Source organism: Lysobacter sp. 05T417 (assembly GCF_056396405.1).
On the sequence record NZ_JBFTLK010000002.1, the window covers coordinates 96967 to 110474 of the forward strand.

12 protein-coding genes are annotated in these 13508 nt (G+C 69.6%); 1 reads left to right on the top strand and 11 read right to left on the bottom strand.

Annotated elements, in window-relative coordinates; translation table 11 throughout:
• From glmM to trpB, 4 genes are all read right to left on the bottom strand, one after another.
• Entirely contained in the window at positions 1-1341 is a 1341-nt protein-coding gene (gene glmM / locus AC1DER_RS03820; protein ID WP_477246764.1) for a phosphoglucosamine mutase, read from the bottom strand.
• Positions 1338-2225 carry an acetyl-CoA carboxylase, carboxyltransferase subunit beta gene (accD, locus tag AC1DER_RS03825; protein WP_441814763.1) on the bottom strand — a complete coding sequence of 296 codons (888 nt, stop codon included), beginning with the start codon at positions 2223-2225 and terminating at the stop codon, positions 1338-1340. Before accD ends, glmM begins: the two co-directional genes overlap by 4 nt.
• Positions 2226-2306: 81 nt before the next feature.
• Positions 2307-3107, bottom strand: coding sequence for a tryptophan synthase subunit alpha (trpA, locus tag AC1DER_RS03830; protein WP_477246766.1), 801 nt, complete (start codon positions 3105-3107; stop codon positions 2307-2309).
• A 34-nt stretch (positions 3108-3141) separates the two neighbouring features.
• Positions 3142-4353 (bottom strand): tryptophan synthase subunit beta, encoded by a 1212-nt coding sequence (trpB, locus tag AC1DER_RS03835; protein WP_477246829.1) that lies wholly within the window; start codon positions 4351-4353, stop codon positions 3142-3144.
• Between the two features lie 183 nt (positions 4354-4536).
• Between trpB and AC1DER_RS03840 the strand changes: the two genes are divergently transcribed.
• Positions 4537-5424 (top strand): LysR family transcriptional regulator, encoded by an 888-nt coding sequence (locus AC1DER_RS03840; protein ID WP_477246768.1) that lies wholly within the window; start codon positions 4537-4539, stop codon positions 5422-5424.
• A gap of 71 nt (positions 5425-5495) precedes the next feature.
• Here the strand turns inward: AC1DER_RS03840 and AC1DER_RS03845 are convergent, their stop codons facing one another.
• From AC1DER_RS03845 to prmB, 7 genes are all read right to left on the bottom strand, one after another.
• Entirely contained in the window at positions 5496-6137 is a 642-nt protein-coding gene (locus tag AC1DER_RS03845; RefSeq protein ID WP_477246770.1) for a phosphoribosylanthranilate isomerase, read from the bottom strand.
• Complete coding sequence (gene truA, locus AC1DER_RS03850) at positions 6134-6961, bottom strand: tRNA pseudouridine(38-40) synthase TruA (protein ID WP_441815211.1); 828 nt, start codon at positions 6959-6961, stop codon at positions 6134-6136. The genes AC1DER_RS03845 and truA overlap by 4 nt, the downstream gene beginning before the upstream one ends.
• Before the next feature lie 19 nt (positions 6962-6980).
• Positions 6981-8885: a type IV pilus assembly protein FimV gene (locus tag AC1DER_RS03855; protein ID WP_477246772.1), complete on the bottom strand. Its 1905-nt coding sequence runs from the start codon at positions 8883-8885 to the stop codon at positions 6981-6983.
• Between the two features lie 143 nt (positions 8886-9028).
• The gene (locus AC1DER_RS03860) at positions 9029-10054 is read right to left on the bottom strand and encodes an aspartate-semialdehyde dehydrogenase (protein ID WP_477246774.1); all 1026 of its coding nucleotides are present in this window, start codon (positions 10052-10054) and stop codon (positions 9029-9031) included.
• Positions 10055-10185: 131 nt separating this feature from the next.
• Positions 10186-11175 carry a 2-hydroxyacid dehydrogenase gene (locus tag AC1DER_RS03865; RefSeq protein WP_477246776.1) on the bottom strand — a complete coding sequence of 330 codons (990 nt, stop codon included), beginning with the start codon at positions 11173-11175 and terminating at the stop codon, positions 10186-10188.
• A 3-nt stretch (positions 11176-11178) separates the two neighbouring features.
• Complete coding sequence (aroC, locus tag AC1DER_RS03870; protein WP_441814770.1) at positions 11179-12279, bottom strand: chorismate synthase; 1101 nt, start codon at positions 12277-12279, stop codon at positions 11179-11181.
• A gap of 158 nt (positions 12280-12437) precedes the next feature.
• Positions 12438-13397, bottom strand: a complete 960-nt coding sequence (prmB, locus tag AC1DER_RS03875; protein ID WP_477246779.1) for a 50S ribosomal protein L3 N(5)-glutamine methyltransferase — start codon at positions 13395-13397, stop codon at positions 12438-12440.
• Positions 13398-13508 lie beyond the last annotated feature (111 nt).

Consider the following 13508-nt stretch of genomic DNA (forward strand, 5'->3'; position numbering starts at 1 on the left):
TCAGGCCGCAGCGCGCACGGCTTCGGCGAGACGGTCGAGCGTGTCCTGCATCAGCGTCGCGTCATCGGCTTCGACCGTCACGCGCACCACCGGCTCGGTGCCGGACGGACGCAGGAAGGCACGGCCGCGACCTTCGACGGCAGCCTGCGCCTGTGCCAGCGCAGCCCGCACCGAGGGCGCTTCCGCCGGCTTGGCGCCGCCCTGGAAACGCACGTTGACCGTCTTCTGCGGCAGCTTGCTGAAGCCGTCGAGCGCCTGCGCCAGGCTGATGCCGCGGCGCTTGAGCACTTCCAGCACCTGCAGCGCGCTGACGATGCCATCGCCCGTGCTGGTGCGGTCCAGGCACAACAGGTGGCCCGAGGCCTCGCCGCCGAGGACGGCACTGTTGGCATGCAGTTGCTGGTGGACGTAGCGGTCGCCGACCTTGGCGCGGATGAAGCCGATGCCACGCTCGGCCAGCGCGCGCTCGAGCGCGTAATTGGTCATCAGGGTGCCGACCACCGGCCCCTTCAGGCGTCCGGTCTGCTGCCAGTCGCAGGCCAGCACGTAGATCAGGTCGTCGCCGTCGCGGACGACGCCTTCGCCGTCGACGAACAGCACGCGGTCGCCGTCGCCGTCGAAGGCGATGCCCAGATCGGCGTCGGTGGCCTTGACGTGCGCCGCCAGCGTTTCCGGATGGGTCGAGCCGACGCCGTCGTTGATGTTGATGCCGTTGGGGTCGATGCCGATCGGATCGACGCGAGCGCCCAGCTCGCGCAGCACCAGCGGCCCGAGCTGGTAGGTCGCGCCGTTGGCGCAATCCATGGCGATGCGCATGCCGCCCAGGTCGAAGCCCTTGGGCACCGAACCCTTGCAGGCTTCGATGTAGCGGCCGAGGGCGTCGCGCGTGCGCACGGCCTTGCCGAGCTGCTCGGAGGGCACGGTGCGGAACGGTTCCTCGAGCGCGGCTTCGATCGCCAGCTCGGTGGCGTCGTCGAGCTTCTCGCCTTCGGCGGAGAAGAACTTGATGCCGTTGTCGTGGTGCGGGTTGTGCGAAGCGGAGATCACGATGCCGCCATCGGCGCGCATCGAATGGGTCAGGTGGGCCACGGCCGGGGTCGGCATCGGGCCCATCAGCTGCACGTCGACGCCGGCGGCAACCAGCCCGGCTTCGAGCGCGGCCTCGAACATGTAGTTCGAGATGCGCGTGTCCTTGCCGATGATCACCACCGGGTTGCGCCAGTCGCGACGCGGCAGCGCATGACCGTAGGCGTTGCCCAGGCGCATCACGAAGTCGGCCGAGATCGGACCCTCACCGACGCGTCCGCGGATGCCGTCGGTGCCGAAGTACTTGCGGCTCAAGAACCCACCTCTTCGTCCACCGGTTGCGGTTGCTTCATCATCAACGCGAACAGCGTGGCCAGGCGGTCGCGCATTTCGCGGCGGTCGCAGATCTGGTCGATGGCGCCGTGCTCGAGCAGGAACTCGGAGCGCTGGAAGCCTTCGGGAAGGGTCTCGCGCACGGTCTGCTCGATCACGCGCGGGCCGGCGAAGCCGATCAGTGCCTCGGGCTCGGCGAGGTTGAGGTCGCCCAGCATCGCGAAGGAGGCCGACACGCCGCCGGTGGTCGGGTGGGTCATCACGGAAATGAAAGGCAGGCCCCTGGCGCGCATGCGGCCGAGCGCGGCCGATGTCTTGGCCATCTGCATCAGCGAGAACAGGCTTTCCTGCATGCGCGCGCCGCCGGTGGCGGTGAAGCAGACCATCGGGCAGCCCAGGTCCACGGCGGTTTCGGCGCCGCGGGCAAAACGCTCACCGACCACCGAGCCCATCGAGCCGCCCATGAAGGCGAAATCGAAGGCGCAGGCGACCAGCGGACGCTGCTTGAGGGTGCCGCTCATGGCGATCAGCGCATCGCGCTCGCCGGTGGACTTCTGTGCGGCCTTGATGCGGTCGGCGTACTTCTTCTGGTCCTTGAACTTGAGCACGTCGACCGGGCCGAGTTCGGCCGCGATTTCGGTGGTGCTGCCGGCGTCGAGCAGCGCGGTCAGGCGCACCCGCGCCCGGATCGCCATGTGGAAGCCGCACTTCGGGCAGACCTCGAGGTTTTCCTCGAGTTCGGGGCGGTAGAGCACGGCGCCGCAGCGGTCGCACTTTTCCCACAGACCTTCCGGCACGCTGCGGCGCTTGGAAGCGCCCGTCTCGGTGCGGATGCCCGAAGGCATGAGTTTCTTGAGCCAGGACATGCGTTGGGTGTTCCCCGTTCAGGCTTGGTGAGTGCCGGAGTGGGGTCCGGCCGAGCGGGCCAGTTTAGCGCAGTGGGGTGCTCAGGCCGGCAGGGCGTCGAGGGCAGCTCGCAACGGTGTGAGGAAAGTCCGGGCCTGGACAGTCGGATCGCCCGCTTCGGCCAGCGCCGCCACCAGTGCGCTGCCGACGACGACACCCTCGGCCTCCACGCCCATCGCCGCGGCGCTGGCCGCGTCCTTGATGCCGAAACCGGCCACGACCGGGACGCGGCTGCGGCTGCGGATCTCGTGCAGGCGCGCGCCGGCGGCCCCGGTGTCGAGCCGGTCGGCGCCGGTCACGCCGGCGAAGCTGACGTAGTAGAGGTATCCCTGCGCCTGCTCGCACAGCACGGCCATGCGGGCGTCGGTGGTCGTCGGCGAGGCCAGCAGGATCAGCGCCAGGCCATGCGCCGAGAACGCGGCGCGGAACTCGCCCGACTCCTCCGGCGGCAGGTCGACCAGCAGCACGCCGTCGACGCCGGCCGCGACCGCCTCGGCGGCGAAGCGGTCGGCGCCCGGGATCTCGACCGGGTTGAGGTAGCCCATCAGCACGACCGGCGTGTCGGCATCGCGCTCGCGGAACCGGCGCACGCACTCGAACACGAATGACCGCCCTGCCCCGCGCGCCAGCGCCCGTTCGGAACTGCGCTGGATGGTCGGGCCATCGGCCATCGGGTCTGAGAACGGCACGCCCAGCTCGATCACGTCGGCGCCGGCCTCGACCAGCGCATGCATCACCGGCACGGTGGCTTCGAGGGAGGGATCGCCGGCCGTGATGAAGGGGATCAGGGCCTTGCGGCGCTGCGCCTTGAGTGCGGCGAAACGGGTGTCGATGCGGTTCATGCTCTCGTCCAACATGCTTCGTCCAAGATGGGGCTCATCCAATCGAGATGCCTTCGCGCGCGGCGATCGTGTGCACGTCCTTGTCGCCACGACCGGACAGGTTGCACAGCACGATCGCGTCCTTGGGCAACTCGCGCGCCAGCTTCGCCGCCTGGGCGATGGCATGGCTCGATTCCAGTGCCGGCAGGATGCCCTCGCAGCGCGCGAGCTGGTGGAATGCAGCCAGCGCCTCATCGTCAGTGACTCCCACATATTCGGCGCGGCCGGCGTCCTTCAGGAACGCGTGCTCGGGGCCGACGCCGGGGTAATCCAGGCCCGCGGAGACCGAATGCGTCTCGATGATCTGGCCATCGTCGTCGCACAGCACGTAGGTGCGGTTGCCGTGCAGCACGCCAGGACGCCCGGCAGCCAGCGAAGCGGCATGGTGGCCGGTCGCGATGCCCTCGCCCGCCGCCTCGGCGCCGACCAGGCGCACGTCGCAGTCGTTGAGGAAGGCGTGGAAGATGCCGATCGCATTGCTGCCGCCACCGACGCAGGCCGTCACCGCATCGGGCAGCCGGCCGTATTCGGCCAGCATCTGCGCGCGCGCCTCGCGGCCGACGATGGCATTGAAGTCGCGGACCATGCGCGGATAGGGATCCGGGCCGGCGACGGTGCCGATGATGTAGAAGGTGTCGCGGACGTTGGTGACCCAGTCGCGCATGGCTTCGTTGAGCGCGTCCTTGAGCGTGGCCGAACCGCTGGTCACCGGCACCACCGTCGCCCCGAGCAGGCGCATGCGGTAGACGTTGATCTTCTGCCGCTCGATGTCGGTGGCGCCCATGTAGACCACGCATTCCAGGCCCAGCCGCGCGGCGACGGTGGCGCTGGCCACGCCGTGCTGGCCGGCGCCGGTCTCGGCGATGATCCGGGTCTTGCCCATGCGGCTGGCGAGCAGCGCCTGGCCGATGGTGTTGTTGATCTTGTGCGCGCCGGTGTGGTTCAGGTCTTCGCGCTTGAGCACGATGCGCGCGCCGCCGACTTCCTCGCTCAGCCGCTGGGCGTGGTAGATCGGACTGGGGCGGCCGACGTAGTGGGCCAGGTCGCGATCGAACTCGGCGACGAAGGCCGGATCGACGCGGGCGGCGTCGTAGGCCGCGGCCAGTTCCTCGAGCGGTCCGATCAGGGTCTCGGCGACGAAGCGGCCGCCGTAGCGGCCGAAGTGGCCGGAGGCGTCCGGGTAGGCGTGAAAGTCCACGCCGCGCATGTCGACGCTCATGTCAGTTCCTTCGAGCCGGTGTGGAAGGCAGGGAATCCAGCTTGCTGGCGACTGGGGAGGGGGCGCCACCAGCAAGCTGGGCCTGCACCATTGGTCCTGACACCTTATCGCAGCGCAGGAGCGGTAAAAACCTATAAAATCGGCACAACCTGTCAGAAAAACTCACACGTCATGAGCCGTGACCTGCCCCCGCTCAATGCCCTGCGCGCCTTCGAGGCCGTGGCCCGGCTCGACAGCGTCAGCCGCGCCGCCGATGAGCTGCACGTCACCCATGGCGCGGTCAGCCGCCACCTGCGGGCGCTGGAGGAGACGCTGGGCACCGCGCTGTTCGTGCGCCAGGGCCGCGGCCTGGCGCTGACCTCGGCCGGTCGGCGCCTGCACGAAGCCGCGGAAGCGGCGTTCGAACCGCTGCGCGGGGCATGGGCGGAACTGCGCCGCAAGCCGCAACAGGCGCCGCTGGTGCTCGGTTGCCCCGGCAGCGTGCTGGCGCGCTGGATGATTCCGCGGCTGGAACGGCTGCAGCGCGAACTCCCCGATCTGAAATTGCACCTGTCGGCAAGCGAGACCGTTCCGGATGCGCAGATGAGCGGACTCGACGCCGCACTGCTGATCGCGCAGGCGCCGTGGCCGCCGGAATGGCAGGTGCATGAGCTGGCGCCCGAGCGCATCGGCCCGGTGCTGGGCCCGCGCCTGGTGGGCCATGAGCGTCTGCTGTCGGCGCCGGCAACGGCGCTGGTCGACTTGCCCCTGCTGCATACGACATCGCGTCCGCAGGCCTGGCGCGACTGGGCCGAGCGGATGGGCCTGGACCCGACCGCGCTGCGCCTGGGCACCGGGTTCGAGCACTTGTACTACCTGCTCGAAGCCGCGCAGGCGGGACTGGGCGTTGCGATCACGCCGGAGCCGCTGGTGGCCGAAGACATTGAAGCGGGCCGCTTGCTGGCGCCCTGGGGCTTCGTGGCCACGCAGGGGTGCTGGGCGCTGTGCGCGCCCAGGCGCAACAACGATCCGCGGGTGGGGCGACTGGCGAAGTGGCTGCGCGCCGAGCTGGCCGCGTAGCTCTGGCGGCATAGCTCTGGCCGCGTAGCTCTGGCCGCGTAGCTCTGGCCGCGTAGCTCTGGCGGCGCGACTCAGCCCGTCAGATCCGCTCGCCGCACTTCCTCGACGAAGCGGCGCATGCGCGTGGCGTCCTTGATGCCCGGTGCGCGCTCGATGCCACTCGATACATCCACGCCCCACGGCCGCACGCTGCGCACCGCGTCGAACACGTTGCCCGGATGGATGCCGCCGGCCAGCAGGAACGGTTTGCCCAGTTGCGCCGGGATGCGCGACCAGTCGAAGGTGTGGCCGCTGCCACCGGCGCCGCCAAGGGCATGGCTGTCGAGCAGCAGCGCGCTCGCGCCGGGGTAGCGCGCCGACCAGTCGACGCCCTGCCCGCCTGCATCGCCCATGGCGATCGCCTTAAGGTACGGCAGGCCAAAACTGCTGCAGAAGCCCTCGTCTTCGCTGCCGTGGAACTGCAGCAGGCTGGGACGCACCTGCGCGATGACCGCGGCCACTTCGTCTTCGCTGTTGTCCATGAACAACGCGACCGCCTCGATGCCCGCGGCAACGTCCGCCCTGAGCACCGCGGCCTGCCCGGCCTCCAGCCGGCGCGGGCTGCGCTGCGCGAACACCATCCCGATGGCGTCCACACCCAGCTCGCAGGCAGCGCGCACGTCCTCGGCGCGGGTCATGCCGCAGAACTTGATGCGGGTGTGGCCTGCGCTCACAGCGTGACCTCGGCCGGCAGTCCCCACTGCGCCGGATAGCGCGGGCCCAGGAACACCAGCCCCGCCGACGGCGCGGTCGGACCGGCCACGGTGCGGTCGCGACCGGCCAGCAGCTGGCCGATCCAGGCCTCGGGCTGCTCGCCACTGCCGACCATCAACAGGCTGCCGACGATGTTGCGGACCATGTGGTGAAGGAAGGCGTTGGCCTGCACTTCGACCTCGACGATGTCGCCGTCGCGGCGCACGCTGATTGCCTGCAGGTCGCGCATCGCGTGCGGCGCCTGGCAGTGCACCGTGCGGAATGCGGAGAAGTCGTTCTCGCCGAGCAGCGCCTGCGCGGCGCGGTTCATCGCGGCGGCGTCGAGCGGGCGCCGTTCCCAGCTCAGGTACTGACGGCCGAGCGCCGGACGCACCGGACGGTTGAGGATGCGATAGCGGTAGCGGCGCGCGCGCGCGGAAAAACGCGCATGGAAATCGTCCGCCATCGGCTGCGCCCAGCGCACGCAGATCTGCGGCGGCAGGCGACTGGTGACGCCGAGCATCCAGCCGCGCGGATCACGCACGACCCTGCTGTCGAAGTGGACGACCTGGCAGCTCGCATGCACGCCGGCATCAGTACGACCGGCGCAGACCACCTCGACCGGGTGGCCGGCGACGAACGACAGCGCCTGCTCGAGCGCAGCCTGCAGGGTCTGTTCGCCCTCCCGCTCCGGCTCGCCATGCTTGCTCAGCCGTTGCCAGCCCGAGAACCCGCTGCCGTCGTATTCGACGCCTAGGGCATGGCGCCGCGACGGGGGGGCGTCGGCGGCGGTTGCGCTGTCCAACACGTGTCAGTCCAGTAAGTCAGTCCAGGTCCTGCAGCATCCGCGAGGCGCGCTGGCGGGCGGCCAGGTCACCGTTGATCACAACCTCGGCCAGCAGCTGGCGGGCGCTTTCGCGGTCGCCCAGGTCGAGGTAGGCGCGGGCCAGCTCCAGGCGCTCCTGGCCCGGCTGCGTCGCCAGCGAAGGTTCGACGCGACCCTTGGTGTCGGCCGACGCCACGTGCCAGGCCGGCGCCTTGGCGCTGGCAGCCGGAGCCGGTGCCGGAGCCGGCGACGCTGGCGGGGCGGAAGCCCATTGCAGCTCGAGCACGGGCACGGCAGGTTCGTCGGCTGCATCGTCGACGCGCAGGTCCACTTCGGCCTGGACCGGTGCACGCTGGGCCGGGAACGACGACTCGTCAAAGGAATCGGCGATCGATGGCGTGCTCGCAGGCGCGGTCGCGGCGTCACCCGGCAGCGGCGCGCGGAACACCGGCTTGGCCGGACGGCGGCGCCAGAACCAGCCACCGGCGACCACCAGCAGCAGCACGCCGCCACCGATCAGCCACGGCAGCGCCGAGCCGGTCTGCAGCGCCTGTGCCTGCTGGTTGCTGTGCGCCAGGCGTTGCTGCGCGGCGGCCAGTTCGCTGTCTTTCATCTGGATCAGCTGCTGTTGCTTGTGCTGCAGCTGTTCGAGTTCGGCGACACGGCCCTTGAGCTCCTGCAGCTCGGCCTCGCGCGCGGCGAGCGTTTCGGTGTTCTGTTGCAGTTCCTGACGCAGCATGTCGCCCTCACCACCGGCGTTGATGCCGGATTGTGTCCCCGCCTGGGTAGCGCTGCTGGCGCCAGGCGGGACGATTTCCAGACGTGCATCGGCGCTGCGCGGATTGGCCGCAGCAGCTGCCGGGTTTGCCACCGGCGCGGCGGCGGCGGCAGCGGCAACGCCGGCCTGGAGCGCCGGCTGCGGCACCGCGCGGCGCGCATCGCGCCACTGCCGGACCTGGCTGCTGACCAGTTGTCGCGCCTGCGCCGCGTCGACGCTGGCCAGCTGTTCACTGGCCGGCACTGCGAGCACCGCACCGGCCTTGAGGCGGTTGACGTTGCCGTCGATGAAGGCCTCGGGATTGGAACGCAGCAGCGCGATCATCGCCTGGTCGAGGGTGAAACCTTGACCCTGCACGCGGCCGGCGATCTCCGACAGGGTGTCGCCGCGACGCACGGAATACTGCCCGGCGAGATCGCCGGCAGGCGCCGGTGCCGGGGTCACGCTGGCAACCTGCTGCGGCTGTGCGGCTGGGGCGGGCTGGGGAATGGGTTGCGCGACCGGCTGCGGCTGCGGCGTCGGCGCGATGGCGTCGGCGTCGGCATCGCTGTCGCGATTGGCTTCGGCGGCCAAGGCGTCGGCGAGTGCCTCGGCTCCGGCGGGAGCGTCGGGTGCGGTGGCCAGCTCCGGCTCGCGCTCGACGGTATTGGGCGCAGACACCACGGTTTCTTCGATCTGCGGCTGCAGCGGCGCCGAGACCGTGCGCGGCGTGTCCAGCAGCGCCGAGTACTCGCGCACCAGACGGCCCTGGCCCCAGTCGACCGAGACCAGGAAGGTCAGCAGCGAATCGTTGACGGGCTGGTCGCTGGTGACGCGGATGACCGGGCGGCCGCTGGAGTCCAGCGCCGACGAGAAGCGCAGTTCGGCGACCACGCCGGACGGCGGTTGCAGCCCGATGCGGGCGAACACCAATGGCGATGCCAGCTCGGCCTGGAGGTTCTCCAGTTCCGACGGATCGTTGGAAACGATGGGAATTTCAGCGAGGAACGGCTGCCCGATCCGCGACTTCACTTCGATCTGGCCGAGCCCCAACGCGGACGCGGCGCCGCTGGCAAGCGCCAGCGCCAATGCCAGGACCGTGCGCGAACCGCGCCTGGCCTGTTGTTTCACTTGACGTTGTTTCACTTCAGATCCCGATGCCTTCCCCCGGCGGCGACTCTAGCCTTCGCCGGGGTCAGGGGCAATTGAAACCGTCGCCGAGTGGGATCGCGACGACGGATTGAGGGCCGCGGGCGGTTCGGGAGCGGCCACGCCGCCCCCGCCCCTGCTCAGCCGCGCTCGGCCCAGACCAGCTCGGCCAGCTGGACCGCGTTCAGTGCCGCACCCTTGCGGATGTTGTCCGAGACGATCCACAGATTGACCGCGCGCGGGTGCGAGAAGTCGTCGCGGATGCGGCCGACATAGACCGGGTCGTTGCCCGAGGCGTGGGTCACCGGGGTCGGGTAACCACCGGCCCTGGGCTCGTCGACCACTTCCACGCCCGGCGCGGTCAGCAGCATCTCGCGCACCTGCGCCGCGGTGATCTTCTCGCGGGTCTCGACGTTGACCGCCTCGGAGTGGCCGTAGAACACCGGCACGCGCACCGCGGTCGGGTTCACCTGGATGCTGTCGTCGCCGAGGATCTTGCGCGTCTCCCAGACCAGCTTCATCTCTTCCTTGGTGTAGCCGTTGTCCTGGAAGTCGTCGATGTGCGGGATCAGGTTGAAGGCGATCTGCACCGGGAAGCGTTCGGGCTGCGGGTCCTGGAAGTTCAGCAGCGCGCCGGTCTGGCGGCCGAGCTCTTCCAGCGCCGAGCGTCCGCCGCCCGACACCGACTGGTAGGTCGCCACGTTGATCCGCTCGATGCCGGCCTTGCGGTGGATCGGCGCCAGCGCAACGAGCATCTGCATGGTCGAGCAGTTCGGGTTGGCGATGATGCCGCGCGGGCGGTTCTTCACCTGCTCCGGATTGACCTCCGACACCACCAGCGGCACGTCGTCGTCGTAACGGAACGCCGAGGAGTTGTCGATCACCACCGCGCCGGCGGCGGCGAACTTCGGCGCGTACTCCTTGGAGATGCTGCCACCGGCGGAGAACAGCGCGATGTCGACGCCGGTCGGGTCGAATTTGGCCAGGTCTTCCACCACCAGTTTCTTCGCGCCGAACTCGATCTTCTCGCCGGCCGAGCGTTCGCTGGCCAGCACGTGCAATTTGCCGATGGGGAACTGACGCTCGGCGAGGATCTTGAGCATGGTCTCGCCGACCGCGCCGGTAGCACCGACGATGGCAACGTTGCAGGAGTTCTTGGCGTTCATTGGTTCCTTGTGGTCCTGGTTGGTGGGAGCAGCCGGATTCAATCCGGCGGGTGGGGTGAGGCCATTATCGACTACTGAAGCTCCCTTCTCCCGCTTGCGGGAGAAGGTGGCCGCCAGGCCGGATGAGGGGCTCAGCGTTTGAGCTGGCCGGCGTTGACCGGCGTCGGCGGGCGGCCGGCATCGGGCCCGAAGCCCAGTGCGGCGATCAGATTGTCCACGGCCAGGCTGACCATGGCCCGGCGCGTGGCCAGACTGCCGCTGGCGATATGCGGGGTCAGCACGACGTTGCGCAGCGCCAGCAGGCGTGGATTCACCGCTGGCTCGCCTTCGTAGACGTCCAGGCCCGCTGCGGCCAGCCTTGCGCCGGCCAGCGCCTCGGCCAGGGCGTCCTCGTCGACCAGGCCGCCGCGGGCGATGTTGGTGAGGGTCGCAGTCGGCTTCATCTTCGCCAGCGCCGCGGCATCGATCAGGTGGTGCGCCTGCGGCGAATACGGCAGCACCAGGACCAGGTGATCGGCCTGCGCCAGCAGCATGTCGAGATCGACGTACTGCGCACGGCATTCGCGCTCGACCGTTTCCGGGAGGCGACTGCGATTGTGGTACAGCACGCGCATGTCGAAGCCGGCCGCGCGGCGGGCGATGCCCTGCCCGATCCGGCCCATGCCGAGGATTGCCAGCGTCGAGCCGTGCAGGTCACCGCCGAGCAGGGTCTCGAAGCTCCACTGCCGCCACTGCCCCTCGCGGAGCCAGCGCTCGGCTTCGGTGATGCGCCGGGCCGCGGCCATCATCAGCGCGAAGCCGAAGTCGGCGGTGGTTTCGGTGAGGACGTCGGGGGTGTTGGTCACGACGATGCCGGCGCGGGTCAGCGCGGGCACGTCCAGATTGTTGTAGCCGACGCCCACATTGGCGATGGCGCGCAGGCGTGGGGCGCCGGCGATTTCGGCCGCGGCGATGGGATCGTTGAGGGTGACCAGCGCGCCATCGCAATCGGCCAGAGCCGCGGCAATCTGCTGCGGCGAATGCTTGCCGACGTGCTCCGTCGCGACCACGTCGAAGTGCTCGTGCAGGCGCCCGACGATGTCGGCGAACAGCGGTTGCGAGACCCACACCCGCGGTCGCATTTCTCAGCCCACCTGGCCCGGGATACGTGCTGCCGGCAGCTCGACGTCGCCGCACTGGGCGCGATGGCGCAGCGCCTGGTCCATCAGCACCAGCGCCACCATCGCTTCGCAGATGGGCGTGGCGCGAATGCCGACGCAGGGATCGTGGCGGCCGGTAGTGACCACTTCGACGACGTTGCCATGGACATCGAGGCTGTCGACCGGCAGGCGCAGGCTCGAGGTCGGCTTGAAGGCCACCGAGCAGCGCAGCGGCTGGCCGCTGCTGATGCCGCCGAGGATGCCGCCGGCGTGGTTGGATGCAAATCCGCCGGGCGTCATGTGGTCGCGATGCTCGCTGCCCTTCTGCGCGACCACGCCAAAGCCGTCGCCGATCTCCACGCCCTTGACCGCGTTGATGCTCATCAGCGCGCTGGCCAGTTCGCCATCGAGCTTGCCGTAGATCGGTTCGCCCCAGCCCGGCGGCACGCCGGTGGCGATCACGTCCACGCGCGCGCCGACCGAATCGCCGGACTTGCGCAGCGCGTCCATGTACAACTCCAGCTCGGTGACCTGGCGGGTGTCCGGCCAGAAGAACGGGTTGCCCTCGACCGCGGACAGGTCGAAACCGTGCGGGACGATCTCGCCGATCTGCGACAGGTAGCCCTGCACGTTCACGCCGTGGCGATCGGCCAGCCACTTCTTCGCGATCACGGCCGCGGCCACGCGCATGGTGGTCTCGCGCGCCGAGGAGCGGCCACCGCCGCGCGGGTCGCGGATGCCGTACTTCTGCCAATAGGTGTAGTCGGCGTGGCCCGGGCGGAACTGCTCGGAAATCTTCGCGTAGTCCTTGCTGCGCTGGTCGGTGTTGCGGATCAGCAGCGCGATCGGGGTGCCGGTGGTGACGCCCTCGTAGACGCCACTGAGGATCTCGACCTCGTCGGCCTCGTGCCGTTGCGAGGTGTGGCGGGTGCGGCCGGTGGCGCGGCGCTCGAGGTCGTGGCGGAAGTCGTCCGGCGCGATCGCGATGCCGGGCGGGCAGCCGTCCACGACGCAGCCGATCGCCGGGCCGTGGCTTTCGCCGAAGGTGGTTACCGAGAGCAGCTTGCCGAAGGTGTTGCTGGACACGGGGGATCCTGGTGTATGGACCGGTGCACTCTAGCAATCGGAAAAGGTTGCTGCCGGAACGAGCGGGCCGTCATCCCCGCGAAGGCGGGGACCCAGCGTCTTTCATGCCCGACAGGACGTCCCTGGATTCCCGCCTTCGCGGGAATGACGGGCCAGCCTCAGCCGCGCGCGTCGGCCAGCGCCTTGATCTTCGCGTGGTGCTCGATGATGTCGCTGCGCTCGACCACGAAGATGCCCATCTGGCCGACCTTGAACTCGACCCAGGCCATCGGCAGTTCCGGCAGCAGCGCCACCAGTGCCTGCTCGGCTTCGCCGACTTCGCAGATCAGCAGCCCGTTCTCGCTGAGGTGGTCGGGGGCGTCGCGCAGGATCTTCAGCGCGAGGTCGAGGCCGTCGTCGCCGGCACGCAGGCCCAGGTCGGGCTCGTGCGAATACTCGTGCGGCAGGGCATCGGTTTCGTCATTGGTGACGTACGGCGGATTGGTCACGATCAGATCGTAGACCTCGCCCTGCAGGCCCTTGAACAGGTCCGACTTGCGCAGTGTGACGTTGTCGGCGTGCAGGCGCGCCTTGTTCTCGTGCGCCAGCGACAGCGCGTCGTCGTTGATGTCGGCGCCGTCGACCTGCCAGTACGGGTGGTAGTGGCCGGTGGCGATGGCGATGCAGCCCGAGCCGGTGCACAGGTCGAGCACACGCTCGATCTCGCGGCCACCCAGCCACGGCTCGAAGCCGGTGGTGATCAGCTCGGCGATCGGCGAACGCGGCACCAGTGCGCGGCGGTCGCTCTTGAAGCTGAGCCCGGCAAACCAGGCCTCTCCGGCCAGGTAGGCGGCGGGGACGCGCTCGTTGATGCGGCGCTCGAACAGCGCCAGCACCCTGGCCTTCTCGTCAGCGGTGACGCGCGAGGTGCCGTAGACCGGGCTGAGGTCGTGCGGCAGGTGCAGCGCATGCAGCACCAGCTGCGTGGCCTCGTCCAGGGCGTTGTCGTAGCTGTGGCCGAAGGTCAGGCCGGCCTCGTTGAAGCGGCTGCCGCCGAAACGGATCAGGTCGATGATCGAGACCTGTTCGAACGTCGCCGACTGGAGCTGCACGGGCGTGAGGGGGGCGGAGCCGGTCATGGCGAGGCCTTGCATAGGGGTCGGCGATTATATCGGCGATTCATATCGGCGATTCATACCGGCCACCCATACCGGCCACCCGGGCCCGCCAATCCGTGCGGCCCGGCCCAT